Consider the following 15506-nt stretch of genomic DNA (forward strand, 5'->3'; position numbering starts at 1 on the left):
TCATCCCGGCGAATGGGCGCTGCGCAAGGCGGCCGCCAGACCCCGCTTACCGTCCTTGTGCCGGTTGTCGCTTTGCTATTTCGTGCGAGCTTTCAGGAACACGGTAGGGATCGCACCCTATGCCTGGTTCGTGCAGCAGCGCATCGTGCGCGCAAAACGCCTCCTGGCCGATACCGCGCTGCCCCTGGTGCAAGTCGCTCTCGAATGCGGATTCTCCGACCAGGCTCACTTCACCAAGGCGTTTGCCAAAGCCTCCGGCATCACCCCTGCAAAATGGCGCCGTCAGACCTGCAGGTGCTGAACTTCAATAGCGCGCGCGGCATGTCCCTCAGTCCTTGTTTTCGCCTTTCGCTTCTCGAGCAGCCGCACGACGATTAGCGAAGGCGAGCAGGGCAGGGTCATGCTCGGGCCGATTCCAGCGCGCGGAATCCCGCAGAACCACCACATCTTCAAGGTGCGTGAGGAACGTGTAGACCTTGTTGACGATGTCGATCATCAACGCCTTCATCTCCGCATCGGAGATTCGAGAGGTTTGCACCCAGGGAATCTCGCCATAGGGCGTGACCACCTTCACATCGCTGAAATCGCCGCTGAGGCTGTCCGGCACGGTGCCGGCGTGGATGTCCTCCAGCCGGGTATTGCGGACACAATGCTCGACGAGCGCCAGAGCGACCCTGCGCATTGCTTCGTCAGGCACTCTCTCTTCGGGCATAAATTCCTCCGGCCTGCCGAATAGGGAGCGTCGGTCCTCTCAGCCAATCCGAGAGGGTATCCCGATGCTGGTCTAAAGCGGCGCGCGCAGCTCTGACAGCCTCTCCTGGCAGAGTTCGTTGACGATCGTGCCAAGCACCTCAACGCGCTCGGAGAGGTATGCGAACTCCTCCTCCGTCATCTTGAAATGCTCGGAATGCCTGGCTTTCACATAGGCGTCTTTGAGCTTGTTGAAATACGCTTCCTGCTTGCGGGTCCCCCTCGGCCAGGCCTCGACGAGGCGCGCAGAAATCTTCTCCGCGCGCGTCCGGAGAAATTTGAGGTTGTGGCTATAGGGAGTGTAGAAGGTGTAGACGAGCAGAACGCAGTAATAGAGGCGCTCGCACGCCTGCTGGAGGTTATAGGCTGCGTCGGGAAATTGCTTGTTGTCGTAGAAGAACTGAAAGCCCATCCGCGAGGATACGGCCAGCTCAAACCACTGATCGAAATAAGCTTTCGCCATGTCATAGGCTTGCTGCGGCGTCTTGGGCCTGGGCTCGTGCAGTTCGCTGTTGTCGACCTGATACAGGGCGATGCCGTCGCGCGCGATGTCCATGAAGAAATATCGGCCATGGGCCAGACCGTCGTTCACCTCCTGCAGAGTGTGGACGATGAAATTCACGGGCGCCGTCAGTCGATGCAGGATTGACCACTCGCGATCCAACCGGTCGGCGGCTTTCTCCCAATATTCGATCCTGTCCGTCAGCTCCTTCTGATTGACGATGATGAGCAGATCGTAATCCGATTGATAGCCTCTCTTGGTGTAAGGCTCATCGACCCATCCGCCGGTCGCATAGGAGCCGAAGAGGATGACCTTGAGGATGCGGCCAAGCTTGCGCGGCCCGGTCGGTTCGCCAAGCGCATCTTCGAACTCCTCGAACAGGATTCGAACGATCCGATCGAGATCGCGCCGCTTGTTTGCTGGAAGGTGATCGAGTTCGGTTTTCATCGTCTCTTGTCATTCGGGTCAGGTGAGCGGGAAGCGCGATGGCTCGTCTTCCCAGGGATTGAAGATCACGGCGCCGCTGTGCCGCGTATCCTTGATGTTGCGCGTCACGAAAAAGAGGTCGTGCTCGATCGCGGTCGCGGCGAGCAGCGTGTCGATCACCGGCGGGGCCTGTCCCGTCCGTCGCTTCACCTCACCCGAGATGGCGCCCCAGCGGTAAACGATGGCGTCATCGACGGAGAGCAGCCGGTCGCTGAAGCGCTCCGCGAGGGCGCCGCGCGCTGCGATATAGCGCGAACGATCCGGATGGTCTGGCTCGAGATTGTGAATGCCCTTGTCATACTCCGCGAGTGCCAGAACGCTTAGGAACATCCGGTGTTCGGGTTGCGCCGTTGCCCATGCCTTGACGCTCGGCGCACCGTTCGGGTTCGCCAACGCGGATACGATATGAGTGTCCAGCAACCAGCCTATCACAAGGTGGCGTCCCGCCCGCGGTCGATCTCCCGCTCAAGGTTGAGGCCGTCGAGCCCGAGGCTCTCGAGGAACGGAACGAACGCCGGTTTGCCCGCATCCTTGGGCAGCAGCCGGTCCAGTTCATCGACGCTCATCACCACCACGGCCTCCCGACCGCGAACAGTGACGCGCTGCGGTCCCTCGCTCTGGGCGCGCCTGACGACCTCGCTGAACCGGGCCTTTGCATCTTCGAGTTTCCATGTGCCGCCCGAACCGGACTTGCCACGTTGTCCCTTGCGAATGGCCGTGCCCATCTTGCATTCTCCTGACTAGCTAGTCAGACATAGCTTGCCAGCCCTGGGTCTGCAAGCGGGTCGAGAGGTTTTGGATGGATTGCCAGCGGTCCGCGTCAGGGCTCGACATAAGTTTTTCCGAAATGGCCAGCGAGCGAAGCTGCCTCGGCAGGGCCAATGACCAAATCGTGCCTTGACCCGAGCTTGATCGCTTCGGCCGCCCGGTCGAAGATCGCCACGCAACGCTGATTGTCGAAACGGGACGTGTAAAGGATGCCGTCCGCCGACGTGGTCTCATGAATGACCCGGCTTACCTCCCGGGTTTTCACGTATACATCGCCGTGAAGCTCCGTGAATGAGAGCCCATGGGCTGAGACACCTGAGTCCAGGAGCGGGTAAAGTCTCAGCGCCCGTGTGGGCACCAACTCGCTGTGCAGGCGACTTTGGACTGCGGTTGAGGTGATATGGGGAATCGCCGGCAAGCGGACCAGAGTTTCGCCGAACGCCGTTTCGAGCGATCGTGCGGCATACAGAACCTTGTAGCTGCCATCGGGCGCGTCGAAGCGCGCGACCGGCGCGTCATCGAGCGGACCGAAAAAGATCGCATTGTGACCCCTGCGATGGATTCTATGAAGACGTGCGCCGGCGTTGATCCGGCGCAATAGCGCAGCCGCCATGTTGGGTCAGGACGTCCACGCTGTCGCGAGGGCGACCAACTGGCGAACCGTCTCCTGATCGGGCCTGCGCCGCAAGATTTCGAGCGCGGTTTCCGGCTCGCCGCCAAATCCTTCGAGCGGGGTGGTAAGCAGCATCAGCTGTTCCCAAGGGTTGGTGTCGTCAAACGCCTCGAGCACCCGTTTGAGATGCGGGACCGTCTCACCATTGATAAACTGCGCGGCGGGAAACCGATTTTCGGAACCATAGGGCACGCCAAGGATCTGACGCCGTTGCCTCTGCTTTTCGATCGCCGCAACGGAGACGCCGAGCATTTCCGCGACATGGGGGCGATCGAACATCCCGCCAGCACGCGTTGCCATGTCCTCGCGAAATTGGCCAGTCCGCTCGCGCGCCGCTTTGAGCGCCTCCAGATCGGCCGGCGCTTCCGGCGCGATGTCTCGCGGTGCGACGACCAGGGCATGGCGCAAATCATGAGAGCCCACGATGTCTGCCAACGTATCATCGCTTGCGGACTCCACCGCTTTGGCGATGGCAAGCGTGAGCTTCTCCAAGGCCTTTCGGCGGAGCGTGTCGGTTCCGGAAACGATCCGACGAGTGGTCGGTCGCCGATCCGATTTGACGATGGAGGCGTTGCTGGCCATGTCTGTCCTTCCTGTCCCAACAATAGGGAGTTTGACAGGGAAGACAAGGCTTCTCCGTCATTTTCTGATGACGGTTGATCTCGAAGATGCTAAGGGCAAACCGAAAGGATTTCCCGGTGGACGCTCCCATCGACGAACATCAGGTGGAAAGCGCCGCTGACCTGCCGAAGCTGTCAAGGTGGCTCTGGCGGCCATGGTATGCGAAATTTTGGTGGTCCGCCATTCCGGTCTGGTGGCTGGGAATGGCTGCCGTGACCCGCAGCCCTATGCTTGCCGCGTTTTACGGCGGTGCTCTGGCCGGCTATCTGAATGTCCTGTTCTTCCCGATGACGGCGCTCATGGTGCTGGGCGTCGGCTATGTGCGAGAGCGCCTGGATGAGTTCGTTGGATCGGGCGATGGAAAACCTCTGACCGATGAAGAGGAGGAAGCATTCCACGCAAGACGCAGGCAGGAAGAGGATCATCGCTTTCTGGATAACATCGGGAAGGGAACCGACATGTTCGACCCTCGCTCGGGACCCCTCTGGATTGGAAACCCTTTGAATCCGCTCAATGCAGGGTACATCAATCCGCACACAGGGAAGCACCGCTAACGCTTTTTGAAGCTGCTATCGCCGTCGCCAGGACTGCCGGCGATATCCGTAGAGAAGCTGCCCTTCGCGAGAACCGAGTTCTGTTCCAGGGACGTCAGCGGTCCGGTGACGTCGAACGTGGCGCGCCCATTGTCCGCGTCCTGGAGGTAGCGATTGCGCATGCCTTTGCTACCCAGGATGCGGTTCGACAATTCGCGAGAGAAAGTCGCTTCGGGATTGTTGGAGCGGGCAGCGGTCCGCTCGGCAGCCGCAATGGAATCGCGCACGTCATAGTTGACGATATCGAGCGAAGACTGAGCGGTCTCGCTGGTGCTGCCCGTATCGCGGCTTTCAAAGCCGACTTTGGCTCCGAAATGCCCTCCCGTGGTACGGTCCTTCCTCTCGATGGGTCCTTGCGGAGCCTGCCGCCCGCGACCCGCAATGTTAGCGCGCCCGCCAGACGTTTCGGTATCAGTGACCCCGACAGAGCGGCCCACATCGATGCCTACATTGGTTCCCATTGTGACTTGGTCCTGCGCCGATCGTGACAGGCTCCTCTGCCAGCCGGTCTGGGCCATGACCGCCTGAACATCGCGCTGGAGCGTATCGGCGACCTGCGGCTTCAGGCGCCATTCGCCCTTGCGGTCCATCTCGAACCCGCCGCGGAGCCAGTTGGCAAGCATGGCCTGGCCTTCCGCGCCTCCCCCCATGAAATGCTCGATCGTGTCCGGGCCCGCCTGCTTCCCAGCCTCGAATCGCGTGCTGGAGTCGCTGCGGGCCGACCGGCTGAAATCGGTGCCGCTGGAGACGAGGAGGTCGTTGTGCGCGAAGCTGAAACGGGCATGCCCGCCATTTGCGATCGCGCCGAGCTGGCTCTCGTTGATGAGGCCGGCGCTCCACATGGCAGCCGCCGTCTCGGGAGTAAGGTTGAGGCTGAGGTCGCCATTCTGATCCATCGCGATCTGGCGCTTCGACAGACTGATGCCGTTTTCGGCGAGCAGGCCTTGCATCCGGGTCAACCGCTCCCGGTCGACGATTGAGGTGAGACGATCGTTTCGAGCGCGATCGGCGATACCGCCAGCGCCACCTTCGGACATGTCGACTTGATTGCCCGCGGTGCGGCTCAACGCCTGAATGAAGCTGTCCAGGCGGGCTGCCTCGCGCGTCGAGACACCGGCGGCGGCAGCGCCCTCGGCATAGCCGAAATTCTCCGACTGCCGCCGCTGCTCGCCGATCCGCGCTGCCCCTCGCGTGCCATCGGTCCCAACCTCACGCTGCGCGTCGAGCCTGCCTGAACGCTCGGCGAAGTCATAGCCCGCAGCCTCCCGGGTGCGCCCGTAGACGCTTGTCCCTTCGCGCCCCGCTTCGGCGCTTGCGCCGTCGGCTGTGCCCACCTGCACAGCGGCATTGTAGCGCTCGAGCGCTGCCACGACCTGCGCCTCATTTCGACCAGTCGCGCGCGAAAGCTGAGTGATGGCGGAGCTGCGAGCCTCGCCGGAAAGCGCATTGATGAACCCGACGCGGCGCGCGGTTTCATCGACGGACAGACCGAGCATCGAGGCCGCCTCGCGCTGCCCTTGGTTGCTGCCGCTGCGCCAGCCCTGCTCGGTCGCGACATTGGCGCGCTCGACGCCGGCGACATTATCACCGGCATAGTCGCGCCTTCCTTCCATCGCACCGACCTGGACCTGCGCCGACGTGAGGTCGTTCCTCAGCATCTGCTCCTGGTCGAAGGTATTGGCGATCAGCTTGGCGAAGGTCGGGTCGGCCCGGGCCTCTCCGATCACCCCAGAGGCTTTGAGTTCGGCATCGCTCGCCGAGTAGCCGGCCCGCTCGAAATGTCGCGCCGCCCCCTGCATCATCATGCCGTAAGCCCGCTGATCGCCGAACGCCCGCCATTGCACGAGGTTCTGGCTGAAGGCCGCGAACGTCCTCTCACCAGCCTCGCCCTGTCCGAAATAGCTGGTCCCCAGGCTCCGGAGTGCATCCTTCTCGGCAAACTGGTGGATCGCGGTGGTCGCGGCGTTGGCCTGGACGGTGCGTGCAACCGCCGGATCGGCCAGATCCCGGCCGGCCAAGGCCGGTGCAAGGCTCCCGAACTGACGAGCGCCCTCGATGCCGCCGATCGCCATTGCCGTCCCACCTGAGGTGCCGGGTCGCTCGCCAAGGATATGGCTTGCCTCGCCGAAGACGCGACTGGCACCGAAGGTCGATCGTTCCCCGAAGTCACCGAAGCTCGCTGCCGCCGCGGCACGGGAGCGAGTGCCCATTGCCGAGGCCTGCGCTTCCAGCGCCGACGCTTGACCCTCGGCTGTACCCATTGGCGCTGCGGCGGCCGTGCCTTGGCTCGCTACGCCGAGGGAACCCGACGTGAAGGACGTGAACACATTGCCGCTGAAGCGGAACACGGTAAAGACGAACGCGCCGGCAAGGCCGGCCGCCGCCGTGCGGAAGCTGCCAAAGATCGCCAGCGCCTTCATCGCGGCCGAAGGCGCGAGCAGCCAGGCATTGGCCGCAAGCGCGTTCGAGCGTAGCTCCGCGAGCGTCGCCGTCGCACGACCGAGCGTGAGCTGATAGATGCCCGCGTCGATAACTCCCCAGAGGGCGACGAACACGAACATGCCGAGCGCGAAGCTCGCCACCCGCAGATTGATCGGCGTCAGGATGAACAGGAGCGCGATCGGGATCATGAAAAGCATGATGCCGAACACCGTGGCGCGGATTGTCGGCATCCATTCGTTCGCCACCGACATAGTCGCGAGGCCGTTGGAGATGACAGCCCGATTGGCCATGACTCTCGCAGCGCTCGCCGGTGAATCTTCGAACAGCACGTCGCCCACCGTGTTGCCGAGGAGGATGTGCGTCAGGAACGCCTGAGCGCTCAGGGGACGGCCAAGCATCATCTGGCCCATTTCGCCGAGCTGCTCCCGGCACCGAACCATCTGCTGCGCATTCTCCGTGTCGTAGCCGGTCCGGGCGCAGATCTGCTTGGTGTAGCCATCAAACAGGACCGGATCCGAGAGGCGGTCCGAGATATGCGTCCACGCCTCGCTGCAACTGACCGTCGTGCCTCCCTTGTCGGATTCGGTATAGACCGTCGAGAAGGTGGCGGGCCCAGCCATCGCCGAAAAAGAGGTGGGCAAATCGGTAGAGGTCCGAAAGAGCTGGTCATCGTCCACGCCATAAGCGGCCGACACCCGGGCCACGGGATAGCATTGGCGCACATAGTCCTTGATCGTCGCATCCAGGAATACGTCGGTCATCGGCCCGCGCGGCGAAACGGCGTTCAGGAACAGGTCGAAGCTGTGCCCGCCGGCTCCGAATTCGATCTTGGCATTGGGATCGAGCGTGTTGTCGTCGATCGTCTCAACCATCGCCCGCTCGATCATGTTGGTCGCGCCTGCAACGAGCACGAGGAGGTTGGGAACCCCGCCGACCGGCTGATAGGCGTTGCGCACCCGGTCGTAGACATGGACCGTGCCGGTTGTGGCGATAAGCCCGACGAACAGGCCGACACCTATGAGAATCTGAAACCCGAAGGCGACCAGCCCCATTCCGGACCCGCGCACGCTCGCGATGATCGCGCCGAGTCCGATCCCGACTGTTGCGACGATCATCACCAGCGTCTCGTAGCGTGGATCCCCGAAGATCATCGAGACCAGGCGGAAGGCGTCCACCGTCTCGGCAAAGCCGTCATAGGTATGGAAGCTCGTATCGACCGCCAGTGCGGGCGAGGCGAGGAACAGGGCGGGAAGGGCGGCAGAAAGCCTGGCAAGCCGACGCATCGCGGGTCCGATCCTATTGATTACGGGCCGCAGCGCCGGCGGCGTCGCGGGCATCGCGGTCGCGTTCACGCAGGAGTCCCGCATAATTGGCTGAGAGGTTGGCCTGATTGAGCGCCGCCATGTAGCTCTGACGCATCTGCGCGCGCTGGCGCAGCACTTCATCCCTGAGATCGCGCAACTGCTCGATGCCCTTGGACAATATTCGTGTCTGGCAGACGTTTTTGTTGTTGCCGTCGGTTGACCCCGCCACCGTCGCCCCGCGCTCGGCATTCGTCACCGTGAAGTCGATGGTGCGGGTGAGGTCGTTGAGCATCTGATAGGCGAGGGTGAGCCCGACAAGTTCGTCCGTGTCGCCGATCACCGAGTCGACGACGCCCTGGCGCACACCCCATTCGAGCATCCGATAGACCGGCAGCGTCCGGACATTGGCCACGAACTGCCGCTCCTCGGCCGACAGGGCGGCACGCGTGCGGATCTTGGTGGCGATCGACTGCATGCGCTCCCGCGCCAGAACGAGTGCTCCTCGCCCGCTGCCATCCTGCCCGCAGTCGGCGCCGGTCGGCGGGAAATTGAGCGTGCGGCGCTGGACCCGGCCTGTCAGGAAATCCTGCGCGCTTTCCGTATCCTGCGCCGGGCACTGTGGAATGGCCGTGAAGAGTGGAACGCGGTCGCCATCATCCCAGCGCATATAGACGTCACCGACCCGTGCACGCATGACGCTCGCCCAGTCGCTGGCACCGACGCGCTGCGCGGCATGGGCAAGAAGCGAGCCGGTGCGGAAGATCTCCGTCACTTCCGCCGGGCAGTTGGCGAGCGCGTCCTTCAGATCCTCGGTGGGATTGTTGTTATTGGCCTCGATTCTCTCGCGGCTCTGCTGATAGCTCTTGGCGAACCCTTGCTTGACGGAGCGATAGCCGGTCATCTCCTCGATGATTCCCGACATATTGTCGTCGCCCTTCGCAATCTGGACCATGCGGTTGGCGAGCCGGCAATCGTTCACCTGGATGGAGTTCAGGAAGTTTGTCGCCGCCTCCATCTTCGAGATGATGTTTCCCATCTTCTCGTCGAGCGTTTCGAGCAGATACTGGAATGCGACTGCGGGCGCGGCCTGAAGGATGCTTTCGAGCTTCTGGACGAGGTAGTCGGGATCGAGGAACGACATGCCGCCCAGGAACATGTCGATGCCCCCGCAGCCGGCGCGGACCTTGGGCAGGCTGACCGACATGAGATAGTCGTTGTGGACGTCGACGCGGCCCGACATGCCACCGGCCGTGATGTAGCCGCGCGTCTGGTCCTCGAAGCTGCCAGGAGAGGTATAGGTCACATTGTCGAACCAGCTCTCCGCCCAGCTCTGCGCGTGAGCGGGAGCCGCGGCAACGATCGTCGCGAGAAGGGCGATCAGCGAATGGACGATAGCGCGATGGCAAGCGAGCATGGCGGACTCCGCACGATTTGAAATGAGGAAGAAAGGACCGAGTCCGCCATTGCTCAGCGCCTTCCTGTTCGGGTCGCCGGCAGCCCCACGATGCCGGTGAACTTGGACATGGCCCTGACGCCGACGTCGAGTCGCACCCCCGTCAGCATCTTCGCGGCCAGATAGAGATTGCGGGCCAGATTGGGCGAATGGTCGGTGCCGATCGCCACAGGCACAACGCGCGTGTCGTCGGCGACCGGCCTCACCCACGCGACCGGATGCCCGACCCAGGGCAGTCCGAGACGTCCCGATCGGATCATCGCTTCCTGGCCGCTGATCGTGTGGACCTGCCAGCCATAGCGCGTCCCCAGCACCGTCAGCTTGGTCCAGAGGTCACCGCAGGGAATACAGCCCGGCGCTGTCGTCATCTCGATGACGAACGCGGCGCCATGTCCGCGCAGCGTCGCATTGAAGTCGTCGGGAAAGTCGCGCGTCATCGGAACGCGCGACAGCCAGGCCTGCAAGGTCTTCGCGTCGCCGACCGGGTGGATCGCGGCCCGCATGGCGTCCTCGCGCGTCACGGTCTGCGCCGCCGCTGAGCCGGTGCCGATCACAAGGCCGGGAATTCCGAGGAGGATGAGACCGCGCATCATCGCCTCGGCTCGCTGGAGGCGTCCACGAGATCGCCGCCCAACGCCCTCGGGTCGCTCGCCGATACAGGGCCGTTGCCCAGCGCGTCGAAGAAACCCGCGTCCTCGCCTGGGCCAGTCATGAACTGCTCCGGGCGGATGTCGCCGCGCAGGAGACGCACCGCCTGATAGGCCATCTGCGCGAGGTTGGGATAAGCCTCGACGCCCGAGGCAATGATCATGCGCTGCTGGCTACCTCGCCGGATGACCATCGTCGTCGGTGTGATTTCTACTCCAAACCGCTCCCTGAGATCGGGCCGCTTGTCGATATCCATCAGCGTGACCTGCCAGCCCACCTCTTCCTGAAAACGCTGGATGATTGGCCACTGGACACGGCAATAGCCGCAGGTCGAACGCGAGAACATGACCAGCGCGAACTCGCCGGCATGGGCGCGCAGATAGGACCGACGAATGGCATCCTTCTCGGCGGTCAGCTCGGAACGGGCGTCACCGACCATCGGGTTCGCGGACTTCGAGTTGAGTTCGGGATATCGCAGCATCGCGATCTGGGTGACGCCCGCGAACGCCCGTGCCTTGCGACGAGCGAAATCCTGGAGCCGCCAGAAATCCGCGACGGCATCGACCGTCAGCACAGTCGCTGCATAGTCACGCTGCTCCTCGATGAGCTTGCGGATCCTTGGCGGCGTCCAGGTCGCAAGCTCAGCCATGGGCGGGATGACCGGCTTCGCGAGCGCCTCGGGCTCCTGCCTCTCATCAGCCTTGGGCTTGGGGGCCTCGTACCACCAATAGCCTTGGTGCGGCCCCGGGGTTTGGCCGGCCGTCTGCGCGCCTGCCATCGCCGGGAGCAGAAGCGCGCAGGCGACGCCGGCCGCGGCGAGTCTCCCCCCGCTCACAGGATGCGCTCCATCCGGGTCAGTCGCGCGATCTGCAGGAGTCCGAAATAACGACTGTCGAAGCCGCGCGGATGCGTCGAGCCGACATAGACCATCCCGATGGGAATGATCCCGCTCCACCTCATATGGTCGAGCTTCATCCCATTATGGGCTTGCGGAAGGCTGACACCCAGAAGCTCCCCGTTGCAAAAATAGTGACCGTCCCTGCTATGCGGGACCAGAGGTGACGGGGTCTCGAACATCGTCAGGCGGTCGCCCGCCATGCAGAGCGCGTGCTTGGTGACGGACACCGGGTTCGGCCCGGCGATTGGATGATGAAGCGTGAACATGACATAGTCGCCGCGGGCAATCGGCCCCGGGCTCTTGCGCACCGCGAAGGCCTCGATCGACGGCGTCATGACCAGATTGACCTGCGGTACGACGAGCGCCGCGATCAGAGCAACCGGCAGGACGACGATCATGGCGCGCAAGAGCCGCTCGGGCCGTGCCGGCTGCTCAGGCCCCGGCGCTCCAAGCGCAATTGCCGCCTTGCGAGGCAATCGGCGCAGACGCGGCCACAAGCTGGCGATCGCCCTAGCGAGCGCCCAGAAGAGCCTGAGCATGGCTTACCTCCTCCTTCCCGCCGAGGCGGGCATATTCTTCGAACATTCCGGAAAGCGCGCTATCGCCGAAGACGACATGGGTCGCGCGCGGGCTTTCATCGTCGCGCTCGCAATAGGCCTGGGTCGGATCGCCGGGGATCATGGCGAGCGCCGGGACCTGGGCGATCCCATGCTGGCGAAAGACGAGCGGGTCGATGATGAGCTGGACGTCGCGCATGATGCAGTTCGGGCCTTCGCAGCCGGGATCGAGCCGCAGGATCTGCGCGGTGAGCTTCGCCATCGGACCCATTTTCTTGAGACCGCCCGGCACGCCACGAAACGCCATCACACCGCGGACCTTCTCGAGCTGGACCGCATAATTGCGTAGCGTCGAGATCGGCATGGATGAGGACACGAACAGGACCGGCACCCAGCCCTTGGCAGCGGCCACCGGGCTCGCCCTGGCGAGCGACTGCTCTTCGGCAGGCTCAAGGCCCAGCGCCTGGCGGAGCGCCTTGGCCTGTCGCTCTCGCTCAGACGCGAGGCCTGCCTCGCCGCGGGCCTGCGCGGCGCGAGCGCGTGCTTCCATGTCCGGCTCGGCAAGTCGCTTGTGCAGGCCGTCGAACGCGCGCCGCCGGTTGGCGGGGTTGTCCGTGCGCGGAAGTCTGGGATCGGGCAGATGTGCCGCATCCTCCTTGCCGCGCGCGATGGCGCTTTCGAGCCGGTCCATGCTGGCCTGACCCTGATCGGTGGCAGATTGCCGCGCGCTGTCCTGCGCGAGCGTGGCGGTCGCCGTGCCCAGCAGCACAAGAAGGGCGGCGCTATGGATTGACCGCTTTGAGATACGCATCGATGCGCTCCCCCATGTCGATTTGAATGTCGGATTGGGCGCGGGCTTCGATGTCCGCATAATATTCGGAGAGATCCATCTTGCTGAAATCGAGCGCCTGAAACTCTTGCGGAGTGAACCCGCGGCACATCGGCTTCTTGGCCGTGCCCCACAGATTGCCGTTGAAGGCCTTGAGCTGGGGCCGGCCCTGCTCCTGGATGATGCGGCCGAGCTTGGTGTTGAAGCAGCAATGGCCGCGGGCCTTCTGCAGACAGATCCCGAGAAAGCTCGAGGTGCAATAGATGCCGATCTCGTGGCACATGCCTGACGAGCGCAGCATCGCCGTCTCCATGTCCTGCTGGTCGCAGCCGGAGAACAGGAAATCGATCATGAAGTTGATCGCGAGACTGACGGCGAGCGAGGTCGGGTCGAGGCCGACGATCAGCGCATTTGCGCCCGAACTTGCCGCCTGGCTCGCGGTCGCGCCTGCCTTGAACGCCGTGTAGGCGGCCTTCATTCCGGTGAACACGCCCTTGGCCACCGCGATCTTGGTGCCGATCGACGAGATGGACGAACCCATACCGTCCTTGACGATCTTTCCCTTGTCCTTGCAGCAGTTCGCGAAGGTGGTCGAAAGCCCGGCGGGCCGGCAGCGGACTCCACGGCCCGAGAATATCTCGATCGTTCCAAGGCAATTGCCGTCGGCATCGATGCCGCCATCCGGCTCGGTGCCTGGATCGTCCATCGGCGGCTCTTCCACGATGGGGTTGGTCGCGAGATCCGCGCATTGATTGGGCGAGCACGCCGGGGGGCCGCCAGCAGCTTTCACAAGGCATGCATATTGCGGTCCGACCGGACAGCTATACTGGCCCATGGCGTCAGCGACGCAGTCGACCTCCTGGATCGGGCAGAGCCACGCGCCACTGGTGGTGGAACGGCAGCTCGCCTGTTCGCCTTCATCGGCCGCATCACCATTGTTGTTAAGATCGGCCGCACAGATCTGCTGCGCCCGGGCGGAACTCGGGCAGGCGAGAGCGAGACCCGCCCCGAGCACCAGCGCGAGGGCCGCACCGCGCGGGTCCAGATACCAGTATCTCGTTGTCGGGAGGCCCATCATTGCACGCTCCCCGTGCAGACCATGTCGGCGCCGGCGAGACGCACGGTCTGCATCATCACCACCGCTTCGGGAAAATCGTCGAGGCATCCGCAGGCGGAGACAACTTCTTCGCCAGGACCTGCCGGGCATTGATTGTCAGCAGTGCAGGCGTGAAAGAAGGTGTCGTAGCCGGTCGGCACATTCTGTTTCGCGCCCACGACGCCATCGGGCGCTGCCTCGCTGTTGGCCTTGCGTGCGCGGGTCTTGCACACGGGCTCGCAGGCCGGCACCGAGCCGCGATCGGGAAGGGTGAAGGCCCGCGCCGATGTCGCGTAGCTTCCGTCGCTCTGGAGCGTCCGGTCGGCCAGCATCGTCTCGGTCGAATGGTCGATGATATAGGCGCCGCGGCTCATGTCGGGCTGCGCGATGTCATCGACCGCGCACCGGTAGGTGCGGTCCTTCAGGAAGAAATCGCGCGTGAGTTGTGTCGGGCAGCTCGGCCCGCCCAAAATGCGGGTCTGGGGAAGGGGGCGCAGCCCGGTCGCGACGCCGTTGATCCAGGTCTGCACACCATCGACCAGCTCGCTGTCGAGCTTGCATTGCGGATCGGAGGCGATCGCTCCGCAACCGTCGACGACCTGCTCCAGCGTCTTGCAGCTATTGTCGACGTCGACATGGACCTGCGCGAAGCCTTCGCCACCCGATGCGACTGCGACGCGCAGCCAGATCTCATGATCACCGGCGGTCAGATAGGGCCGCAGATCGAGGTTCGGGTAGGAATAGAAGGTCTTCTTGAGCTCGCATTTGCTCGGCGGAAGTCCGAGCGTGGTCCAGGCGGACGGACCCGAGCCGATCAGCTGCCCATCGATCCACACCTGCGCCCAATCGTCGGCAAAGAACTCGGCAAGCCGAGCGTCGACGATGCGGTCGGGGTCGCTCACATGCAACGTCATGCGAAAGTCGATGAGCGTGCAGCTTCCGCCGGCGAGGCTGTTATCCGCCGGTGAGCCCATCAGGAAATCGAAGGACGAGCCGTTCTGTATCGTGGAATAGCCGCCCGAGGTTCGGCTGATGATATCCTCAGCGCCGGGCTTCAACACGGTCACCCGCCGCTCGATCGAGCAATGGCGAAATGCAAGCGCGGTGCCCGTGCCGGTCGCCGACCCCTTGAGCGCCTGGAACACGGGATTGCTTGTGGACGCGGAATAGGCATCCGACGCGATCGTCGCCGGATTGGCGCGATAGGCGGTCTGGGGAAGGTCGGGATTTGTGGAGCAGGCGGTGGATTGCGCACCGACATAACGGATCGACGGACCGTCGATCACGGCTTCGGCGATTCCATAGCGCGGGTCGGCCGTGGTAAGCGCGCCGATCATCCCTCCCCCAAGATCGCGCAGCACCGACGCCATGTTGCCCCATGCGAGGTTGGTGCCGCAGCTGTTGTTGAGGCAGTAGCAGCCCGCGAGTCTGGGCATGTCGACAGAGGTCAGCTTGAGCGCCTTTGCAGCGTCGACATCCCAGCGGAAGAAGCTGCAATTGTTCCAGGTGCCGGGCTGGCAGGAGACGACGCCATTCGCGCAGATGCCTGATACCGGCACGGCAAGGTTCGCCGTGCTATCGACAGTCCCGTCGAGATCTGTGTCGCGCGCGATGGTGACCTTGCCGAGATCGCCGCTCGACGCCGGTTGCACCAGCACCTCCAGCATCGTCGCGGTTTTCTGGCACGCGATGTTCGGTGCGAACGTGCGACTGTTGTCGACGGTCGAAATCTGCTGACCGGCTAGGCCCGGCGTCACATAGTTCTGCTGAAGCGCGTCGCTATCGCTGGTCTTTGTGCGCGATGCTTCTGCGGCCGCACGGGCGCGATCTTCCATCGTCTGTGCCCCGGCGGGCGACGTGAGCGAGATGGCCAGCGCGGTCGCCAT

The 15506-nt window shown here is 63.6% G+C and carries 16 protein-coding genes; 2 read left to right on the plus strand and 14 right to left on the minus strand.

The window, feature by feature from the left end:
* The first annotated feature begins 64 nt into the window (after positions 1-64).
* Positions 65-301 (plus strand): AraC family transcriptional regulator, encoded by a 237-nt coding sequence (locus tag ET21_RS0108580; RefSeq protein ID WP_237751527.1) that lies wholly within the window; start codon positions 65-67, stop codon positions 299-301.
* A 27-nt stretch (positions 302-328) separates the two neighbouring features.
* Here the strand turns inward: ET21_RS0108580 and ET21_RS0108585 are convergent, their stop codons facing one another.
* From ET21_RS0108585 to ET21_RS0108610, 6 genes are all read right to left on the minus strand, one after another.
* Positions 329-697, minus strand: a complete 369-nt coding sequence (locus ET21_RS0108585; RefSeq protein ID WP_237751525.1) for a hypothetical protein — start codon at positions 695-697, stop codon at positions 329-331.
* Between the two features lie 87 nt (positions 698-784).
* Entirely contained in the window at positions 785-1699 is a 915-nt protein-coding gene (locus ET21_RS0108590) for a HEPN domain-containing protein (protein WP_030539344.1), read from the minus strand.
* A gap of 18 nt (positions 1700-1717) precedes the next feature.
* A complete protein-coding gene (locus ET21_RS0108595) occupies positions 1718-2170 on the minus strand; it encodes a type II toxin-antitoxin system VapC family toxin (RefSeq protein WP_030539345.1) in 453 nt (150 codons plus the stop codon).
* Positions 2167-2463 (minus strand): type II toxin-antitoxin system Phd/YefM family antitoxin, encoded by a 297-nt coding sequence (locus tag ET21_RS0108600; protein WP_030539346.1) that lies wholly within the window; start codon positions 2461-2463, stop codon positions 2167-2169. The genes ET21_RS0108595 and ET21_RS0108600 overlap by 4 nt, the downstream gene beginning before the upstream one ends.
* Before the next feature lie 95 nt (positions 2464-2558).
* On the minus strand, positions 2559-3119 hold the full coding sequence (locus tag ET21_RS0108605) for an RES family NAD+ phosphorylase (RefSeq protein WP_030539347.1): 561 nt from the start codon (positions 3117-3119) through the stop codon (positions 2559-2561).
* 6 nt (positions 3120-3125) lie between these two features.
* Complete coding sequence (locus ET21_RS0108610) at positions 3126-3761, minus strand: hypothetical protein (RefSeq protein ID WP_030539348.1); 636 nt, start codon at positions 3759-3761, stop codon at positions 3126-3128.
* A gap of 116 nt (positions 3762-3877) precedes the next feature.
* On the opposite strand from ET21_RS0108610, the gene ET21_RS0108615 reads away from it, so the two are divergent.
* Complete coding sequence (locus ET21_RS0108615) at positions 3878-4354, plus strand: hypothetical protein (RefSeq protein ID WP_037470547.1); 477 nt, start codon at positions 3878-3880, stop codon at positions 4352-4354.
* Here the strand turns inward: ET21_RS0108615 and ET21_RS0108620 are convergent.
* From ET21_RS0108620 to ET21_RS0108655, 8 genes are all read right to left on the minus strand, one after another.
* Positions 4351-8118: a conjugal transfer protein TraG N-terminal domain-containing protein gene (locus tag ET21_RS0108620; protein WP_030539350.1), complete on the minus strand. Its 3768-nt coding sequence runs from the start codon at positions 8116-8118 to the stop codon at positions 4351-4353. The two genes, ET21_RS0108615 and ET21_RS0108620, sit on opposite strands and share 4 nt — an antisense overlap.
* A 13-nt stretch (positions 8119-8131) precedes the next feature.
* Entirely contained in the window at positions 8132-9553 is a 1422-nt protein-coding gene (locus ET21_RS0108625; protein ID WP_030539351.1) for a conjugal transfer protein TraH, read from the minus strand.
* Positions 9554-9606: 53 nt separating this feature from the next.
* Entirely contained in the window at positions 9607-10182 is a 576-nt protein-coding gene (locus tag ET21_RS0108630) for a hypothetical protein (RefSeq protein ID WP_030539352.1), read from the minus strand.
* Positions 10182-11018 (minus strand): conjugal transfer protein TraF, encoded by an 837-nt coding sequence (locus tag ET21_RS0108635; RefSeq protein ID WP_051768072.1) that lies wholly within the window; start codon positions 11016-11018, stop codon positions 10182-10184. The genes ET21_RS0108630 and ET21_RS0108635 overlap by 1 nt, the downstream gene beginning before the upstream one ends.
* 53 nt (positions 11019-11071) lie before the next feature.
* The gene (locus tag ET21_RS0108640; protein WP_337587954.1) at positions 11072-11536 is read right to left on the minus strand and encodes a S26 family signal peptidase; all 465 of its coding nucleotides are present in this window, start codon (positions 11534-11536) and stop codon (positions 11072-11074) included.
* 112 nt (positions 11537-11648) lie between these two features.
* Positions 11649-12506, minus strand: a complete 858-nt coding sequence (locus tag ET21_RS0108645; protein WP_030539355.1) for a type-F conjugative transfer system pilin assembly protein TrbC — start codon at positions 12504-12506, stop codon at positions 11649-11651.
* Positions 12478-13602 carry a conjugal transfer protein TraN gene (gene traN, locus ET21_RS0108650; RefSeq protein ID WP_030539356.1) on the minus strand — a complete coding sequence of 375 codons (1125 nt, stop codon included), beginning with the start codon at positions 13600-13602 and terminating at the stop codon, positions 12478-12480. The genes ET21_RS0108645 and traN overlap by 29 nt, the downstream gene beginning before the upstream one ends.
* Positions 13599-15455 carry a hypothetical protein gene (locus ET21_RS0108655; protein ID WP_030539357.1) on the minus strand — a complete coding sequence of 619 codons (1857 nt, stop codon included), beginning with the start codon at positions 15453-15455 and terminating at the stop codon, positions 13599-13601. The genes traN and ET21_RS0108655 overlap by 4 nt, the downstream gene beginning before the upstream one ends.
* Positions 15456-15506: the final 51 nt, after the last annotated feature.

The organism is Sphingobium sp. DC-2 (genome assembly GCF_000722555.1).
Classification (GTDB): Bacteria; Pseudomonadota; Alphaproteobacteria; order Sphingomonadales; family Sphingomonadaceae; genus Sphingobium; species Sphingobium quisquiliarum.

Coding starts and splice junctions, on each gene's coding strand:
- ET21_RS0108590 (WP_030539344.1), bottom strand. CDS start 1,699: ATGAAAACCGAACTCGATCACCTTCCAGCAAACAAGCGGCGCGATCTC.
- ET21_RS0108600 (WP_030539346.1), bottom strand. CDS start 2,463: ATGGGCACGGCCATTCGCAAGGGACAACGTGGCAAGTCCGGTTCGGGC.
- ET21_RS0108605 (WP_030539347.1), bottom strand. CDS start 3,119: ATGGCGGCTGCGCTATTGCGCCGGATCAACGCCGGCGCACGTCTTCAT.
- ET21_RS0108610 (WP_030539348.1), bottom strand. CDS start 3,761: ATGGCCAGCAACGCCTCCATCGTCAAATCGGATCGGCGACCGACCACT.
- ET21_RS0108620 (WP_030539350.1), bottom strand. CDS start 8,118: ATGCGTCGGCTTGCCAGGCTTTCTGCCGCCCTTCCCGCCCTGTTCCTC.
- ET21_RS0108625 (WP_030539351.1), bottom strand. CDS start 9,553: ATGCTCGCTTGCCATCGCGCTATCGTCCATTCGCTGATCGCCCTTCTC.
- ET21_RS0108630 (WP_030539352.1), bottom strand. CDS start 10,182: ATGCGCGGTCTCATCCTCCTCGGAATTCCCGGCCTTGTGATCGGCACC.
- ET21_RS0108635 (WP_051768072.1), bottom strand. CDS start 11,018: ATGGCAGGCGCGCAGACGGCCGGCCAAACCCCGGGGCCGCACCAAGGC.
- ET21_RS0108640 (WP_337587954.1), bottom strand. CDS start 11,536: ATGATCGTCGTCCTGCCGGTTGCTCTGATCGCGGCGCTCGTCGTACCG.
- ET21_RS0108645 (WP_030539355.1), bottom strand. CDS start 12,506: ATGCGTATCTCAAAGCGGTCAATCCATAGCGCCGCCCTTCTTGTGCTG.
- traN (WP_030539356.1), bottom strand. CDS start 13,602: ATGATGGGCCTCCCGACAACGAGATACTGGTATCTGGACCCGCGCGGT.
- ET21_RS0108655 (WP_030539357.1), bottom strand. CDS start 15,455: ATGGAAGATCGCGCCCGTGCGGCCGCAGAAGCATCGCGCACAAAGACC.